The organism is Caballeronia zhejiangensis, assembly GCF_000698575.1.
Lineage (GTDB): Bacteria > Pseudomonadota > Gammaproteobacteria > Burkholderiales > Burkholderiaceae > Caballeronia > Caballeronia zhejiangensis.
Genome location: NZ_JFHD01000018.1, coordinates 1 through 16136, shown reverse-complemented (window position 1 = coordinate 16136; position 16136 = coordinate 1). Strand labels below are relative to the sequence as shown.

Annotated in this window: 16 protein-coding genes; 14 read left to right on the top strand and 2 right to left on the bottom strand. The window is 59.7% G+C overall.

The window, feature by feature from the left end; genetic code table 11:
* The first annotated feature begins 10 nt into the window (after positions 1-10).
* From BG60_RS21490 to BG60_RS21435, 11 genes are all read left to right on the top strand, one after another.
* Positions 11-1561, top strand: a complete 1551-nt coding sequence (locus BG60_RS21490) for an efflux RND transporter periplasmic adaptor subunit (RefSeq protein WP_029672308.1) — start codon at positions 11-13, stop codon at positions 1559-1561.
* Positions 1558-4764 carry an efflux RND transporter permease subunit gene (locus BG60_RS21485; protein WP_029672307.1) on the top strand — a complete coding sequence of 1069 codons (3207 nt, stop codon included), beginning with the start codon at positions 1558-1560 and terminating at the stop codon, positions 4762-4764. The genes BG60_RS21490 and BG60_RS21485 overlap by 4 nt, the downstream gene beginning before the upstream one ends.
* Positions 4761-5111, top strand: a complete 351-nt coding sequence (locus BG60_RS21480) for a copper-binding protein (protein WP_029672306.1) — start codon at positions 4761-4763, stop codon at positions 5109-5111. The genes BG60_RS21485 and BG60_RS21480 overlap by 4 nt, the downstream gene beginning before the upstream one ends.
* A 79-nt stretch (positions 5112-5190) precedes the next feature.
* On the top strand, positions 5191-7029 hold the full coding sequence (gene dsbD, locus BG60_RS21475) for a protein-disulfide reductase DsbD (protein ID WP_033536827.1): 1839 nt from the start codon (positions 5191-5193) through the stop codon (positions 7027-7029).
* 550 nt (positions 7030-7579) lie between these two features.
* The gene (locus BG60_RS21470) at positions 7580-7873 is read left to right on the top strand and encodes a hypothetical protein (RefSeq protein WP_029672303.1); all 294 of its coding nucleotides are present in this window, start codon (positions 7580-7582) and stop codon (positions 7871-7873) included.
* Positions 7874-7926: 53 nt separating this feature from the next.
* Positions 7927-8154 carry a DUF2933 domain-containing protein gene (locus BG60_RS21465; RefSeq protein WP_029672614.1) on the top strand — a complete coding sequence of 76 codons (228 nt, stop codon included), beginning with the start codon at positions 7927-7929 and terminating at the stop codon, positions 8152-8154.
* Positions 8155-8259: 105 nt separating this feature from the next.
* Complete coding sequence (locus BG60_RS38790; protein ID WP_160172906.1) at positions 8260-8418, top strand: hypothetical protein; 159 nt, start codon at positions 8260-8262, stop codon at positions 8416-8418.
* A gap of 2 nt (positions 8419-8420) precedes the next feature.
* Entirely contained in the window at positions 8421-8972 is a 552-nt protein-coding gene (locus tag BG60_RS21455; protein WP_049815765.1) for a PCYCGC motif-containing (lipo)protein, read from the top strand.
* Between the two features lie 39 nt (positions 8973-9011).
* Positions 9012-9329, top strand: coding sequence for a P-II family nitrogen regulator (locus BG60_RS21450; protein WP_029672611.1), 318 nt, complete (start codon positions 9012-9014; stop codon positions 9327-9329).
* Between the two features lie 352 nt (positions 9330-9681).
* The gene (gene cueR / locus BG60_RS21445) at positions 9682-10077 is read left to right on the top strand and encodes a Cu(I)-responsive transcriptional regulator (RefSeq protein ID WP_029672610.1); all 396 of its coding nucleotides are present in this window, start codon (positions 9682-9684) and stop codon (positions 10075-10077) included.
* 60 nt (positions 10078-10137) lie between these two features.
* The gene (locus BG60_RS21435) at positions 10138-12609 is read left to right on the top strand and encodes a heavy metal translocating P-type ATPase (RefSeq protein ID WP_277621795.1); all 2472 of its coding nucleotides are present in this window, start codon (positions 10138-10140) and stop codon (positions 12607-12609) included.
* A gap of 67 nt (positions 12610-12676) precedes the next feature.
* Here BG60_RS21435 and BG60_RS21430 read toward each other — a convergent pair whose 3' ends face one another.
* Both BG60_RS21430 and BG60_RS37030 read right to left on the bottom strand, forming a co-directional pair.
* Positions 12677-13333: a methyltransferase family protein gene (locus BG60_RS21430; RefSeq protein ID WP_034472839.1), complete on the bottom strand. Its 657-nt coding sequence runs from the start codon at positions 13331-13333 to the stop codon at positions 12677-12679.
* The gene (locus BG60_RS37030; protein WP_081851870.1) at positions 13326-13565 is read right to left on the bottom strand and encodes a DUF2933 domain-containing protein; all 240 of its coding nucleotides are present in this window, start codon (positions 13563-13565) and stop codon (positions 13326-13328) included. Before BG60_RS37030 ends, BG60_RS21430 begins: the two co-directional genes overlap by 8 nt.
* 391 nt (positions 13566-13956) lie before the next feature.
* Between BG60_RS37030 and BG60_RS21425 the strand changes: the two genes are divergently transcribed.
* From BG60_RS21425 to BG60_RS21415, 3 genes are read left to right on the top strand one after another with little or no spacing between them, the layout of a single operon-like run.
* Entirely contained in the window at positions 13957-14571 is a 615-nt protein-coding gene (locus BG60_RS21425; RefSeq protein ID WP_033536753.1) for a LemA family protein, read from the top strand.
* Complete coding sequence (locus BG60_RS21420) at positions 14568-15416, top strand: TPM domain-containing protein (protein ID WP_033536754.1); 849 nt, start codon at positions 14568-14570, stop codon at positions 15414-15416. The genes BG60_RS21425 and BG60_RS21420 overlap by 4 nt, the downstream gene beginning before the upstream one ends.
* A gap of 2 nt (positions 15417-15418) precedes the next feature.
* Entirely contained in the window at positions 15419-15916 is a 498-nt protein-coding gene (locus BG60_RS21415; RefSeq protein ID WP_033536755.1) for a TPM domain-containing protein, read from the top strand.
* Positions 15917-16136: the final 220 nt, after the last annotated feature.

Here is a 16136-nt window from a genome sequence, read left to right as displayed (position 1 = left end):
GGAGAAACGAATGCAAAAGAAACAACTGGCACGCGCAGCCTTGGCGGTGTTTGCGGCAGCGGCGCTGCTCGCCGTCGGCTATGTTGCCGGCACCCATCGTCCGGCTTCAGGAGGAGCAGGCGCTGTCGCCGCCGCCTCCACGTCAGGCGACAAGGTCGACCCGAAAACGGGTCGCAAGGTGCTGTATTGGCATGACCCGATGGTCCCGGCACAGCATTTCGACAAGCCGGGTAAGTCGCCTTTCATGGATATGCAACTTGAGCCCGTCTACGCGGACGAAGGTGGTAGCTCGACGGGCGTCAGCATCGACCCTGGCCTCCAGCAGAACCTCGGTATCCGTTACGCGACCGTGCGCCGTCAGGAAACTTCGGAAGGGTTCGACGCCGTCGGCACTACACAGTTCGACGAGTCGCGGGCAGACGTCGTGCAGTCACGCGTCACAGGTTACATCGACCACCTATACGCCAGCGCCCCGATGCAGCGGATTGCGAAAGGCGCACCGATTGCGTCGCTATTCGTCCCCGACTGGCTGGCACCCCAGGAGGAATACCTCGCGCTCAGGCGCAGTGGAATGGACACCGGCCTGCTGGAAGCGTCCCGCGCGCGCATGCGGGCGTTGTCGATTCCGGACGGCGTCATCGCGGCGCTCGACCGGACCGGTAAAGCGCAGACCCATGTCGTGCTGTCGTCGCCAGAAACGGGCGTCGTGAGCGAACTGAACGTCAGGGATGGCGCGATGGTCACGCCGGGGCAAACGCTGGCCAAAATCGCGGGGCTCTCGAAGTTGTGGCTTGTCGTCGAAATCCCGGAAGCGCTCGCATTGACGGTGCAACCCGGCATGACGGTCGACGCTAGGTTCAGCGGTGACCCGTCCCAGCACTTCAAAGGCCAGATTCGGGAAATCCTGCCTGGCATCAGCACGACGAGCCGCACGCTGCAGGCTCGCCTTGAACTCGACAATTCAGCGCTAAAGCTGACGCCGGGCATGCTCATGCGAGTGCGCGTCGCTGGCCAGAAGGCAGTGCCGCGGCTGCTGGTGCCTTCAGAAGCCGTCATCACAACCGGCAAACGCTCCGTCGTCATCGTGAAGAACGGCGACGGACGCCTGCAACCTGTTAGTGTCACCGTCGGCAACGATGTTGGCAACGAGACTGCGGTGCTCAGTGGCCTGAACGACGGCGAGACGGTTGTCGCCTCCGGCCAATTCCTCATCGACTCCGAAGCCAGCCTGAAATCAGTTCTGCCGAGGCTCGAAACTCGCGCGGCATCAGGGGCAACGGGCGTTACGCCCGCGACCGTTTCGGCGCCAGCCTCTGCCCCTGCGGCGACTCAGACGTATGAGACCACCGGTAAGGTCGAGAAGGTAACTGCGGGCGACATCACATTCTCACATCAGCCCGTTCCGGCGCTCGGCTGGGGCGCGATGACGATGGCGTTCAACAAGCCTTCGCCCGATGCATTCCCGGACGTCAAGGCGGGCGAGACGGTGCATTTCGTGTTCAGGCAGACGGATGACGGATATCAGCTCACGAAGGTCGAACCGGTGGGAGGCGCCAAATGATTGCGCGTCTCATCCGCTGGTCCATCCGCAATCGCTTCCTCGTGTTGCTGGCGACGGTCCTGGTCGCGTCTTGGGGTGTCTACTCGGTGAGTGAGACGCCACTCGACGCGCTACCGGACCTGTCCGATACGCAAGTCATCATCAAGGCCTCGTATCCGGGCAAGGCGCCGCAGGTCATCGAGGACCAGGTCACCTATCCGCTGACCACAACGCTGCTCGGCGTGCCGGGCGCAAAAACCATCCGCGCCTATTCCTCGTTCGGCGACGCGTTCGTGTACGTGCTCTTCGATGACAAGACCGACCAGTACTGGGCACGCTCACGCGTGCTCGAATATCTAAACCAAGTGCAAAGCCGCCTGCCGCCAGGAGCGACGGTCTCGCTCGGTCCGGACGCAACCGGCGTGGGCTGGGTGTACGAGTACGCGCTTGTCGACAGGACAGGGCAGCACGACCTCGGGCAACTGCGCGCGCTGAACGACTGGTTCCTGAAGTTCGAGCTGAAGTCGGTCCCCGACGTGTCTGAGGTGGCCAGCATTGGCGGCATGGTGCGCCAGTATCAGGTCGTCCTTGACCCGGACAAACTGCGCGCATATGGCATCACCCAGGCAATGGTGACCGATGCACTGGGCAAGGCGAATCAGGAATCGGGCGGGTCGGTGGTCGAGATGGCGGAGTCCGAATATATGGTCCGCTCTTCCGGCTACCTTCACTCGCTGGATGACTTCCGCAACATCGTGCTGCGCACGAACGATACGGGTACACCTGTGTTGCTCGGCGACGTGGCACGTATTCAGATTGGACCTGAGATGCGGCGCGGCATTGCGGAGCTGAATGGACAGGGCGAAGTTGCGGGTGGCGTCATCGTGATGCGCTCGGGGAAGAACGCGCTGACGACTATCGACGCCGTGAAAGCAAAGCTCGCCGACCTCAAACGTTCTCTGCCCGCCGGCGTGGAAGTCGTAACGACCTATGACCGCTCGCAGCTTATCGAGCGCGCCGTGGACAACCTCAAGGACAAGCTCATCGAGGAGTTCATCGTCGTCGGGATTGTCTGTGCGGTCTTCTTGTTCCATCTGCGCAGCGCGTTTGTCGCGATTCTGTCGTTACCGCTCGGCGTCCTCGCAGCCTTCATCGTGATGCGCTATCAGGGTGTCAACGCGAACCTGATGTCGCTTGGCGGCATTGCGATTGCCATCGGCGCGATGATTGACGCAGCCATCGTGATGATAGAGAACGCGCACAAGCATCTGGAAGCGTTCGAGCATGAGTATGCTGGCACGCGGATTTCTGCCTCGCAACGCTGGGACCTCATTGCCACGTCTGCGGCTGAAGTGGGGCCGGCGCTCTTCTTCTCTCTGCTCATCATCACGCTGTCGTTCATTCCAGTCTTCTCGCTGGAAGGGCAGGAAGGCAAGCTGTTCTCGCCGCTGGCATTCACGAAGACCTACACGATTGCGGCCGCTGCGGGACTGTCGGTCACGCTCGTGCCCGTCCTGATGGGCTACCTCATACGTGGCCGCATCCCGCACGAAAATGCCAATCCCATCAACCGGGTGCTGATTCGCCTCTACAGGCCGCTGCTCGAAGCAACGCTTCGACGCCCGTGGTTTGTCATGGGGCTCGCCGTGGTTGCGTTGGCTGCCACGATAGTCCCGGTTTCGCGTCTCGGTGGGGAATTCCTGCCACCACTTGATGAAGGCGACCTGCTGTACATGCCGACGGCGCTTCCGGGCATCTCGGCTGAGAAAGCGTCGGAACTACTGCAGCAGACCGACCGGCTCATCAAGACCGTGCCGGAAGTGGCCACTGTCTTCGGCAAGTCCGGCCGCGCCGACACTGCCACAGACCCGGCCCCCCTTGAGATGTTTGAAACCACGATTCAGTTCAAGCCGCGCAGCCAGTGGCGCCCGGGCATGACGCCGGAGAAGCTGGTCGACGAACTGGACGCGACAGTCAAGGTCCCGGGGTTGTCGAACGTGTGGGTGCCCCCCATCCGTAATCGCCTGGACATGCTGTCGACGGGCATCAAGACGCCCGTCGGGGTGAAGATTTCGGGCGCGGACCTTTCACAAATCGACCGAATTGCGACGCAGGTGGAAGCGGCGGTTAAGGATGTACCCGGCGTGACGTCCGCATTGGCCGAACGGCTGAATGGTGGTCGGTACATTGATGTCGATATCGACCGGTCGGCGGCGGCCCGCTACGGGCTTGGCGTGAGGGATATCCAGGCAGTCGTTTCCTCCGCGGTGGGCGGCGAGAATGTCGGCGAGGTGATTGCAGGCCGCGAGCGCTTTCCCATCAATATCCGCTATCCACGCGAGGTTCGGGACTCCCTCGAGAAGCTGCGACAGCTGCCAGTCGTGACGGACCGTGGCGCGCAAATCCAGCTCGGTGATGTAGCGCATATCACGATTGCCGACGGTCCCCCGATGATTCGCAGCGAAAATGCCCGTCTTTCGGGCTACGTCTACGTGGACATCCGTAACACGGACCTACAGTCAGCTGTGAAAGCGATGCAGCGTGCGGTCGCAGAAAAGGTCGTCCTCCCTCCCGGCTACTCGATTGCTTGGTCCGGGCAGTTCGAGTACCTGGAGCGCGCGGCGGCGAAACTGCGCACGGTCATTCCCGTGACACTCGTCGTCATCTTCGTGCTGCTCTTCCTGACCTTCAATTCGGCGGCCGATGCGTTGCTGCTCATGTCGACAGTGCCATTCGCGCTGGTCGGCGGCCTCTGGTTCGTCTGGCTACTGGGCCATGCCGTGTCGGTCGCTACATCAGTGGGTTTCATCGCGCTCGCCGGTGTTGCTGCTGAATTCGGCGTCGTCATGCTGCTGTACCTTAAGGGTGCCCTCAATCGTCGCCTGGAAGACGGTGAGCCTCTGACAGAGGCGCTGCTTTTCGACGCAATACGCGAAGGCGCTGTGTTGCGCGTGAGGCCAAAAGCGATGACGGTTGCGGTCGTGCTGGCTGGTCTTATCCCCATCATGGTCGGACACGGCGCGGGGTCAGAGGTCATGCAGCGCATCGCCGCGCCGATGGTCGGCGGCATGGTCACCGCACCCTTTCTGTCGATGTTTGTGATTCCTGCTGCCTGGTTCCTGTTACAGCGCCGTCGTGCGCGGCAGGCCGACGCGACACCTTTTCATAGTGAAGTACCTTCCGGCACGAGAGTGCCATCTACCGAAACTGGAGAAGTCCAATGAAGAATCTGATTGTCGCAACAGCAGCGTTTGCAGCCGTCTTTGCCACCCCTGCGTTTGCGGGCGACGACATGGCCGGCATGAACATGTCCGCGAAGCCGTCGGCTGCGAAGGCGTCGTCGAACGCCGCGCTGACCGACGCAGAAGTAAAAAAGGTAGACGCAACGACCGGCATGATTACGCTGAAGCACGGCGCGCTGGAGAACGTCGGCATGCCGCCAATGACGATGGCCTTCAAGGCAAAAGATGCTGCGATGGTCACGCAAGCTCACGAGGGTGACAAGGTCCGGGTTCGCATCGAGAACGTCGACGGCAACCTCACCATTGTGAGGCTTGAAAAGCAGTCTTGACGAGGTACTGATACCGTACTCGCAGGCTCGCTATGTGCGGTGGGCCTGCGGTCCGGCCGACAGGAGACAGAGGCCAGCGATGCTAGCAATATCAACCAATGTATGGAGCGCGACGGTCAAACGCGTGTTGCGCGTTGCACTCGGCTTGCTGTTCGTACTGACGTCGCTGGCCGCCCACGCTGTCGACGAGTCGGAACTACTGTCACCTGAACAAGCTTTCCCGTTAAAGGTCACGCTCAGCGCGCCGCAGGAGGTGCAACTCGATTTCAACACTCACGAAGGCTACTACCTTTACCGGGACAGGTTCCGTTTTGCGGTCGACGGCACACCGATAAAGCCGGACCACATGCCGCCGGGTGAGCTGAAAAGCGACCCAACATTCGGCATGGTCACGGTCTACCACCGGCCCATGCAAATCCGTATTCCTTTGCCCCGCCCGATTGCGAGCAGCATTGTGCTGTCCGTCACATCGCAGGGATGCGCAGACTTGGGCGTCTGCTATCCGCCGCAGACGCGAAGTTATCGCGTGGCAGCGAATGGCTCAGTTGCCTCCGTCGCACCAGGGAATAACGCGCCGGCGGCTGTTGACGGATTTCCCGACACTGGCGACGCCCTGCCGGCCGCCAGGCTTGGACTCAATCTACACCCTGCGAATGGCATTTCCCTCGCCGAACTGTTCGGCTTTCTGCTTGCGGGCTTGTTAATGGCCGGTACCGTGTGCATGTACCCGCTCATTCCCATTGTGACCGCGGTTATCGGGGGAGCGCGGGAACCGTCGTCCTTTGGCCGAGGCTTCGCTCTAACATTCGCGTACGTGCAGGGGCTTGCGATTACGTATGCGGCGGCGGGCACCATTGCGGCGCTCATCGGCATCCCGTTAGTGGCGGTAACACAAAAGCCTTGGGTGCTCGCCAGCTTTGGCGTGCTCATGGTCATCCTGGCGCTCGGAATGTTCGGTGTCTTCAGACTGCAACTGCCGACGAGCTGGCAGACCCGAGTGACGGAATGGAGCAATCGTCTGCCTGGGGGGCGCCTTGTCCCAGTGTTCATTGCGGGCATGCTGTCCGCGCTGATTGTCGGGCCGTGCGCGACGCCGGCGCTGGCCGGCGCACTTCTGTATATCGCCAACACCCGCGACGTCATTGGGGGAGCGCTGGCCCTTTACGTGATGGGTATGGGGATGGGAATTCCGCTGCTACTCGTCGGTACCTTCGGAACTAGAATGCTTCCTCGGGCCGGTCACTGGATGGTCGCGGTCCAGAACACGCTGGGGGTAATGCTGCTGGCAGCGGCGCTGTGGTTCGTCTATTCGCTGCTGCCTGTTTGGTTGTTGATGATACTGATTGCGCTGCTGCTCACCGGTTGCGGCGTGATGCTTCACGCGATTGACCCGCTGCCAACAGCTGCGCCCGCGACTACGCGGGTGAGCAAAGCGCTCGGCGTGCTGCTACTGGTCGCGGGCATCGCCGAGTTCATTGGTGCTTTGTCAGGTCAGCGGGACGTCCTCGAGCCCCTTGGTGGTGTGATGCGAGTTTCGTCGGAGAGCACCGGCCAGGGAGCCGCACGCTTCGAGGCGATACGGTCGAATGCAGAACTGGACCAGGCGCTCAACGCAGCACGTGGCCAACCGGTTATGGTCGATTTCTATGCGGACTGGTGCATCAGTTGTAAGGAACTCGAGCGCTTCACGTTTACTGACCCGCGCGTAGTAATCGAATTTGCTCAATGGAAGCTGCTGCGCATTGACGTCACGAAGAACACGCCCGAGGACATAGCGATGCTGCGGCGCTTCGGACTTTTCGGGCCGCCGGCACTGATTTTCTATGACAGGAACGGCAGGCAGCAACGCGACGCGCAGCTCGCGGGATTCGTCGGTGCCGATGCGTTCCTGTCGCACCTGAGGAAATGGTCCCAGTGACATGAAGCCACACTCGAATCTCGCGACGTGTCGTAGCGTTGTGCTGCGACCAAGCCTATACTGAACTTCATGAAATTCTGGGTAAAATTCGTCGCATGTTTTCTGATTGTCTGGTTGCCTTTGATGGGCTACCCGGCATCGGCGACGTCATGCCCGGAAATGACGGCAATGGCTTCACGACAAGCCAGTGTGTCGGGTGCCTCGGACTCGACACCCTGCGCACATGACGCGAAACACAGCGCCGTGAACGCGCAACACGTCTGCCCGGGTGGCGCAGGCGGTTCCCTTTGCGGTGTGTCGGCCATACCCGTGAAGTATTCGGTCCTCGTCACGCCTTCGTCGCCCGTCTTTCGGGCCGTAACTCCCGCCTTCGCTGAAGAGTTCATTCCCGAACTTCCCGCCCCTCCGCCTCGCTCGCTGTAATTCCTCTTTCGACCAGGTTTGAACGGTTCTACGCCGTGGCTCGCGCACGTTCGCTGCGCGCAGCGACTGTCGACCTGCGCATGAACGTTTTACGAGCGACACGATTCAATCGGATTCGGAGCTTTTCATGAACACGAAAACTGTAGGTGCATTGATTGTTTCGGCAGTACTTCTGGGTGCAAGTGCGGTCAGCATGGCAGCAGGAGCAGGAGTGAACAACTCTCCCGGCTCGTCATCGCAGAGCCGGGAACACGGCCCAATGATGGGCATGGGCGGAATGATGGGGGGCTGCCCGATGATGGGTGGTACGGCCGGTATGGACCCTAAAACCGCGATGAAGATGCACGGCGAGATGATGCGCGCGATGGGCGACATCATGCTTAAGTATTCGGACCAAGCCGCAGGGGCTCCGTCGAAGTGAATGAGTCGGCACTCTCCCGCTAAATCTCAAATCATAGCCTTGAGGATTCAATCATGAAGTGCAACACAAAGACGATGGTGACGATTGCGCTTGCTCTCGCACTGATTCTTGCAGTCGGCTACTGGGCACTGCCTCAGATACGAGGCGAACTCGGCAGATTCATCGCGATAGCCAGCGTGCTGATTTGCCCGCTCTCGATGCTGTTCATGATGCGCGGCATGCAGACCCAAACCGATAGACCGGAGAAGTCCGGTCAGGCGACGGAAAAAAGCGGCTCGTAGTTCAACACTCTGATGGCATTACGCAGGGCCGGTGTGGCATTGATGGTCGTCGCGCCGAGTCCCTGCGTAGCACGGGAGCGAATCATGTTTAACGGAAAGCCGATATTGAACATCATCATCGGTCTCTTTGCGGCCATCGGTTTGATTGTCGTGCTGGGTGCAGTTGGCATGACGGCGATGCATATCAGCATGATGCAGGGACTGCATTCCTGCAGTCAGGCGATGCTCGACCCCGGCGCCGACAGAAGAACTGGGAGGCTCTGATAATGAAACGCGATACACCCGAGAAGAATCCGTGGGGCAAGCCGTCGCGAAAAGCGCGGCTTCATCTGCTGTTCCTGTCGGCGCTGGTTCTCGCGATACCTGCTGCGATGGTCTGGGGGCCGTCTCTTATGCGCCACGAGACGACATCGGTTGCGATGGTGGCAGGACCATCCAGTCAGGTACGGCAAGGAACTGCCGCAGTTCCCTGGCATATCGGAATGCTGCGTCCTGACGGGTTGCGCATCATCCCAAGTGGCCGGTCAGATGCCTCCCACGTGCTGAGTCCGAATAAGTTCGTTGCCAAGGACGTGCGGCACGCCTACTGGGTTGCAACGCAGATTCCCGCAGTTCTCAACAAGCTTTACTGCTGGTGCGGTTGCGAGAATCGTGGCGTGCATCGCTCGAACCTGCAGTGCTTCGAAGACGAGATGGCCGTGACCTGTGCCGTGTGCCAGGGTACCGCTGAGATTGCTTACCAGATGACGCAGGACGGCGTTCAGGATGCGGGCAAGATTCAGGCGGGAGTCGATGCGAAGTGGGCGCCAAGAGGATAGGCCCGAGCGGCTTTCTCGCAACTTGTCATGGAGGGGAGCATGGAACTGAGATGCGTTGTTGCAATTGTGCGGCCCGAAGTCCTTAAGGTGTTGGAACGGCGGCTGGGAACAGTTCACGTTCATGGGTTGACCGTCACGCGAGTCAAAGGATTCGGGACTCATCCAAACCCGTTCTCGAACGATTGGACGACCGAGCACATCAAGATTGAAGTCTTCACCGAGAGCGAGCGTGTCGATGCGCTGGTCCAGGAAATCATGGACACCGCGCGCGGCGCCTCAGGGGACGACGGAATCATCGCAGTTCTTCCCGTGGAGCGCTTTTTCCGCGTGCGGACGGCTTCAGAGGCGGCTCCGTGAGCGGGAAAGACGGCGGACGGGACGTCCCCCCGTGCCCGGTCGACGTGCTGACTGCCTCAGTGGGCCCGTCACGTTGTCGAAGCGCGCAAGATTCTCGCGATGCTCTTTGAGCGCGCCGTACGGCAGATATTCGACGCCGAGCTCGACCGGGGTCCGTGCCGACGTCGAAGAAAAATCGAGTGACAGCCGGCGGGTCTGGCTTAGTTCGGCGAGTGCGAAGCATGTCCATACCGATTGTCAGACGAGTCTATCGCTCAGGAGCGGCCACCGATTGAAGCTCCTTGACCTTCCCATGGCAGGAAGGTCAACAATGGGTTGTATCGGTCGAGCGGCCGTTTCGTAAGGGGAGACCATGAACATCGGTGAGGTTGCGAAGTCATCGGGCATGTCCGCCAAGATGATTCGACACTACGAGGAAACGGGCCTGATTCGGGCTGCCGCGCGAACCGGGTCGAACTATCGGGTGTACTCGTCCCGAGATGTCCAAGTGCTGCGCTTTGTTCAGCAGGCCCGACATCTCGGATTTTCGACCAGACAAATTGCGGTGTTGCTGGCTCTTTGGGAAGACCGCAGCCGGTCAAGTCGTGAGGTCAAGCGGCTCGCGAACGCGCATATTGCAGACTTGAATTCAAGAATTCAGGAACTGGTGGACATGAGGGATACGCTCATGCATCTGGCGAAACACTGCAAAGGGGACTCACGCCCCGACTGTCCGATTCTCGACAAACTGGTTGGCGGGACGCATTGATGCATCCATGGGTCGAGGTTTACGATAACCGAGGCAAGTTGTTCAGGGCATGACGACGAGATGGGAGCACTCGATATGAGCAGGCCACTTAGCGACGGTAAGACTTCTCACGACCATTTGGGTGCTGCCCACGAGCCGGGCGGCCAACATGACCAGCCTACGGTCAATGTACAGGGTAAACCGTCTGGGCATGTTTACGACAATCACATCGCGCACCACGGGCATGGTCATGTCGGTGCAAAAGCGGAGACTAATGGCGTGCTCAAGGACCCCGTTTGCGGTATGCGTGTCACTGCGGATTCGCAATTCCGGTCCGAACATGACGGATATCAATATTATTTCTGCAGCGAGTCATGTCAGGAGAAGTTTCGGGCTGCCCCGCTGCGTTATGTCGACCGGCCGAACGATACATCTGTGCAGCCTTCTCCGGAGGGCACGATATACACCTGTCCGATGCATCCGGAAATTCGCCAGGACCATCCCGGAAACTGCCCAAAGTGCGGGATGACCCTCGAGCCCATGTTGCCCAGTCTCGAGGACGAAGAGAATCCGGAATTGACCGACTTTCGTCGCAGATTCTGGTGGACCCTGCCGTTGACCGCCGTGGTGTTCGTCCTAGCCATGTTTGGCCATCGGCTGGACTGGATAGAAGCATCCACCCAGAGCTGGGTTGAGTTCGTTCTCTCTACCCCCGTCGTCGTTTGGGCAGGTCTGCCGTTCTTCGTACGATGCGTTCAGTCGTTCGTCAATCGCAGCCCGAACATGTGGACGCTCATTGGACTCGGCACAGGCGCGGCCTATGCCTATAGCGTCATCGCGACGGTTGCTCCGGGAGTCTTTCCTGAAGCTTTTATCGCCCACGGTCGTGTCGAGGTGTACTTTGAAGCTGCGGCTGTCATCATTTCGCTCACCCTGCTGGGTCAACTACTTGAACTGAAAGCACGGTCACAAACGTCCGCTGCTATCAAGGCGCTCCTGGGTCTCGCGCCGAAGACTGCGCGGCGTATCAATGCTGATGGAACTGAGGAGGATGTCCCTTTGACTCACGTCCATGTTGGCGACCTGCTCCGCGTACGGCCGGGCGAGAAAGTGCCAGTGGACGGGGTGGTCATGGAGGGTTCCAGCTCGCTGGACGAGTCAATGATTACGGGCGAACCAATTCCTGTCGGCAAACGGGTCGGAGACCATGTCATAGGCGCGACCATGAATGCGACGGGCAGCCTCGTTATCAAGTCGGAGAAAGTCGGGTCTCAAACCGTACTCGCACAAATCGTCCAGATGGTGGCGCAGGCCCAGCGCTCGAGGGCGCCAATGCAACGCATGGCTGATAAGGTTGCGGGTGTGTTCGTCGTCGCCGTAGTTGGTATCGCGGCCTTGACTCTTCTCGCCTGGGGCTTGTTCGGCCCCGACCCGAGCTGGGTGTACGGTCTCATCAACGCCGTGGCGGTGCTCATCATTGCATGTCCGTGTGCACTCGGGCTCGCTACGCCGATGTCCATCATGGTTGCGAGCGGCAAAGGGGCCTCCAATGGCGTGCTTTTCAGGGATGCCGCCGCGATTGAGAATCTGCGCAAGGTCAACACACTTATCGTGGACAAAACGGGCACGCTAACCGAGGGGCGTCCCGCCTTTGACCGTGCAGTCGGTGTGAACGGACATTCGGAGGAAGATGTTCTCCGGCTCGCGGCGAGCCTCGACCAGGGTAGCGAACACCCGCTTGCCGCGACCATCGTGGATGCGGCCAGTCATCGAAAACTGGCCCTCGAGAAGGTGGAAAACTTCGAATCGAGCACCGGGATTGGCGTGCGAGGACTTGTCGGCGGTCGGAAACTCGCGCTCGGCAACACCGCGTTGATGGAAGTTGAAGGCATTTCCGTTCGGGAACTCGCCACAGAGGCCGATGCGCTGCGAGCGCAGGGGGCGAGCGTCATGTACCTGGCGGTCGACAAGACGCTGGCAGGTCTTCTCGCGGTTTCGGACCCGATAAAGGCGACGACATCCGAGGCATTGAAGCGGCTCAGGGAAGACGGCATTCGCGTTGTGATGGCGACTGGCGACGGTGTCGTGACAGCCAAATCTGTGGCGACGAGGCTCCAAATCGACGAGTTCCATGGCGAGGTCAAGCCCGCCGACAAGCTTGCGCTCGTAACGAGGTTCCAGGAGGAAGGCAAGGTCGTGGCCATGGCCGGAGATGGTATCAACGATGCGCCAGCGCTCGCCAAGGCCGACGTGGGTGTTGCGATGGGAACCGGTACGGACGTCGCGATGAGCAGCGCTCAGGTCACGCTTGTCAAAGGCGACTTGCGCGGCATCGCGCGGGCCCGGGAGCTATCTGAAGCCACCATCCGCAACATGAAGCAGAACCTCGGCTTCGCGTTCGTCTACAACGCATTGGGTGTCCCGCTGGCCGCCGGCGTGCTCTATCCATTCACAGGGCTGTTGCTGTCCCCGATGATTGCGGCGCTAGCAATGAGTTTGAGTTCGGCTTCAGTCATCTCGAACGCGCTGCGTTTGCGCAACGTAGAGATTTGACTCATCGCTTCGGATTGTAGGGCGGGTATCGTGGCTGTATACGGTACACGCCCACTTCCTCGATGCCTCATTGGACCTGCGCGGTATCCCTGCCAGATAGCCTCGGAACGAAGCGCGGTGTTCGTGCGGCATATTCGCGCCACGCCTGTCCGAACTGCTGTTCGGAATCATGCTCCTCCTGACGGGCAAGGTGCACGTACATAGCGACGAGAATCGGGAACATGACGAGCGTCACCAACGTGGGCCACTGCAGCAGGAAGCCAGCCATGATAATGACGAAGGCGACGTACTGCGGATGCCGAACTCGAGCATAGGGTCCCGTCGTTGCCAGTTGCCCTTTGCGCTGCGCTTCATAGAGGACGTGCCACGCCGTCGACAGCAGATAGAAGCCACCGAAGATAAGGGCAATGCTGGACAGATGTGGGAAGACAAGGTGCGGATTGCCGTGCTGGCCGGTTATCGTCCACCAGATGTGACCGGCGTCGTGGGTGAACAGGTTCGTTTGCGGAAATTTCGCCTGGAGCCAACCAGCCAAAAGATAAATGGTAAGCGGAAAGCCGTACATCTCGGCAAACAGCGCGACGACGAACGCCGAGAAAGCTCCGAAGGTGCGCCAGTCTCGGGCAGTATTTGGTTTGAAGAAACTGAAAGCGAAGATGATGAAGATTAGGGAGTTGATGGCAACCAGCCCCCACAGTCCATACCCGCCAGTTGGGTCATTCATCTCGCCCTCCCTCCGTGTCCGTGCTTTGAGTAACGCTGCGCTCTCCGTGATGGTGTCCGTGGTGCATGAAAAGATGCATCAGCGGGCACGCCAGGAGAAGCAGATATGGAAGCGCGCCAAGAAAGTGCGCGCGATGTTCTGAGAACATAAAGAATGCGGCTATCGCCCCGAAGCCGAGCAAAGCAATAGCGCCGCGCGATTTCCAAAACGGTGACGCGACGTGAGAAGGCATCTTCATACCGGGCTCCCTGATAACTGGCTGGACGTTGTCGACTGTAACGACGGGGGTGAAGAGTCGATTGACCTAACTCAAGGGAAGTGCGATGTGGCTGGAATCGTGACTCGAGAATCGCGAGCGAGAAGCGTTTCCACACAGTTCCGGAGCTGACGACAGCTTGTCATCAAGACTGGCCAGTGACGCAGCAGCAAGGGGGCAACGTCAAACATGAACCTCGTTGATGTGCGTCAAAAGCAAAGTTCTCTTCGAGCGTAGGCTGGCATCACCATCTCGGCGGTGGTGCGTCGCTTCCACCTGGCAACCAAGGAATTTGCGGTCGTCGCATACGGCGCGCGGTCCTGTGGCAAGTACAGGAGCCGGATTCTCGACGGATAGGAACAGCTCAATGCGCACACTACTTTTAGGCTTGGTCACCGTCATCGTTCTCGCAGTCTCGGGGTGCGGCTATAACACCATCCAGACTCGGGACGAGCAGGTAAAGGCTAGCTGGTCAGAAGTGCTGAACCAGTATCAGCGGCGCGCCGACCTCGTTCCCAATCTTGTGAATACGGTCAAGGGCTACGCAAGCCAGGAAAAGGATGTGTTCACGCGCGTGACGGAGGCACGGGCACGGGTGGGCTCCATCCAGGCGACTCCTGAGCTTATCAACGACCCGCAGGCATTCGCGAAGTTCGAAGCAGCTCAGGCCCAACTGACGAACTCGCTCTCGAGGTTGCTGGTGGTGTCTGAAAATTATCCGCAGCTGAAGTCAGATGCCAATTTTCGGGACCTGCAAGCCCAATTGGAAGGAACTGAAAATCGCATCACGGTTGCCCGAAACCGCTACATTAAGGCGGTGCAGGACTACAACGTCACAGTGCGCTCGTTTCCGTCAAATCTAACGGCGAGTGCGTTCGGCTATAAGGAGAAACCCAACTTCTCGGTGTCGAACGAAGCGGAGATTGCCCGCCCTCCACAGGTTGACTTCAGCGCGGCGCCGGCGAGCGGAGCGGCCAATTGAACATACTGAAAGCGGCCAGAATCGTTTTCTTCGCGCTCGTCTCGTTCTGGCTGCTTGTTGCCAACGCAGATGTCGCGATTCCAACGCTAACCTCGCGCGTCACCGACGAGACCAAGACGCTCACCACCGACCAACGCGCAGCGCTCGAGCAGACGTTACAAAAATTCGAGGCGAACAAAGGGAGTCAGCTTTCGGTGCTCATCGTTCCGACGACGCGACCCGAAACCATCGAGCAGTATTCGATACGGGTTGTCGAGCAATGGAAGCTTGGTCGCCAGCGTATCGACGACGGTGCGCTACTCATCGTCGCAAAAAATGACCGAACGTTACGCATCGAAGTGGGATATGGCCTCGAAGGCTCGCTGAATGACGCCACGAGCCATCGCATCATCGACGAGGTAATCGTTCCCAAATTCAGACAGGGAGACTTCTACGGCGGTATCACGGCCGGTGTTGACAGCATGATGAATGTCATCAATGGTGAACCGTTGCCCGCGCCGGACCGAAACGCAGGCGGTCGTTCAGGGCGCGTAGGAGGCTACTTGCCCATCCTTTTCGTGCTCACCTTGGCGCTTGGTGGCGTGCTTCGTTCCATCATGGGACGTCTCCCGGGCTCGCTTGTGACGGGCGGCGCTGTTGCGGGCATTACATGGGTGCTCTCGGGGACAGTCTTTGTGGCAATCGTCGCGGGGGCGATTGCTCTCGTGTTTACGCTGGTGGGTGGTGGCATGGGTGCGTACGTCGGAGGGCGAGCTATCGGCGGACGGGGTGGCGGGTCGGGGAGGTCACCGTTTCGCGGTGGCGGCGGTGGTTTCGGCGGCGGCGGCGCCTCGGGCAGGTGGTAGCCATGGACCTAAGACGCGTCGTCAGACACATGTTCATGACTCGCTGGCAAGTGGACCGTGCCTTCCCACACCGGACGCTGCGAGCAATTGAAAAGGCGATTCAGACAAGTCACCACGCCCACATAGGACAGGTTCGATTTGCCGTGGACGGCGCACTGCACGTTAGTGAACTACGGCGCGGCACGACAGCGAGGGAGCGCGCAATTGATGTCTTTTCGGAGCTTCGTGTTTGGGACACTGAGCACAACAATGGAATACTCATCTATCTCCTGCTCGCCGACCGTGATGTTGAAATCGTCGCTGACCGAGGTGTGCACGCCCGGGTGCACGCTGCCGAATGGGAAAGGATTTGCAAGAAAATGGAGGCGAATTTCAAGCTCGCCAAGTACGAGGTCGGCGTTCTCAAGGGCATAGAAGAAGTGACCGAACTGCTCACGAGGCACTTCCCTATCCAGCAGGAGCTACGCAGCGAACTGCCGAGCAAGCCGACCGTATTATGAGCCGGGCCACCCCGCATGGGGAAGGACAACGGATGGCCGATTTATACCGCGTCAGACGATGGCAAGCAGCGTCAAAGGCCGCAGAGGCAAAACTCCAACTGGGAGACGAAACGCTGCACGTATTGGCTCTCGGGGCGCTATAAATTTCTAGGAGCGCTTTCGTGTCGCATCAATCTGGCACCCGTTGTATGGGTCTGTATGCTCAATTTCATGTAAGCGC

Excerpts from the sequence above, each read along its gene's own strand:
- BG60_RS21425 (WP_033536753.1), top strand. The coding sequence starts at position 13,957 with ATGCGCACACTACTTTTAGGCTTGGTCACCGTCATCGTTCTCGCAGTC.
- BG60_RS21435 (WP_277621795.1), top strand. The coding sequence starts at position 10,138 with ATGGGAGCACTCGATATGAGCAGGCCACTTAGCGACGGTAAGACTTCT.
- BG60_RS21485 (WP_029672307.1), top strand. The coding sequence starts at position 1,558 with ATGATTGCGCGTCTCATCCGCTGGTCCATCCGCAATCGCTTCCTCGTG.
- BG60_RS37030 (WP_081851870.1), bottom strand. The coding sequence starts at position 13,565 with ATGCCTTCTCACGTCGCGTCACCGTTTTGGAAATCGCGCGGCGCTATT.
- cueR (WP_029672610.1), top strand. The coding sequence starts at position 9,682 with ATGAACATCGGTGAGGTTGCGAAGTCATCGGGCATGTCCGCCAAGATG.
- BG60_RS21455 (WP_049815765.1), top strand. The coding sequence starts at position 8,421 with ATGAAACGCGATACACCCGAGAAGAATCCGTGGGGCAAGCCGTCGCGA.
- BG60_RS21480 (WP_029672306.1), top strand. The coding sequence starts at position 4,761 with ATGAAGAATCTGATTGTCGCAACAGCAGCGTTTGCAGCCGTCTTTGCC.
- BG60_RS21470 (WP_029672303.1), top strand. The coding sequence starts at position 7,580 with ATGAACACGAAAACTGTAGGTGCATTGATTGTTTCGGCAGTACTTCTG.
- dsbD (WP_033536827.1), top strand. The coding sequence starts at position 5,191 with ATGCTAGCAATATCAACCAATGTATGGAGCGCGACGGTCAAACGCGTG.
- BG60_RS21430 (WP_034472839.1), bottom strand. The coding sequence starts at position 13,333 with ATGAATGACCCAACTGGCGGGTATGGACTGTGGGGGCTGGTTGCCATC.
- BG60_RS21450 (WP_029672611.1), top strand. The coding sequence starts at position 9,012 with ATGGAACTGAGATGCGTTGTTGCAATTGTGCGGCCCGAAGTCCTTAAG.
- BG60_RS21415 (WP_033536755.1), top strand. The coding sequence starts at position 15,419 with ATGGACCTAAGACGCGTCGTCAGACACATGTTCATGACTCGCTGGCAA.
- BG60_RS21490 (WP_029672308.1), top strand. The coding sequence starts at position 11 with ATGCAAAAGAAACAACTGGCACGCGCAGCCTTGGCGGTGTTTGCGGCA.
- BG60_RS21465 (WP_029672614.1), top strand. The coding sequence starts at position 7,927 with ATGAAGTGCAACACAAAGACGATGGTGACGATTGCGCTTGCTCTCGCA.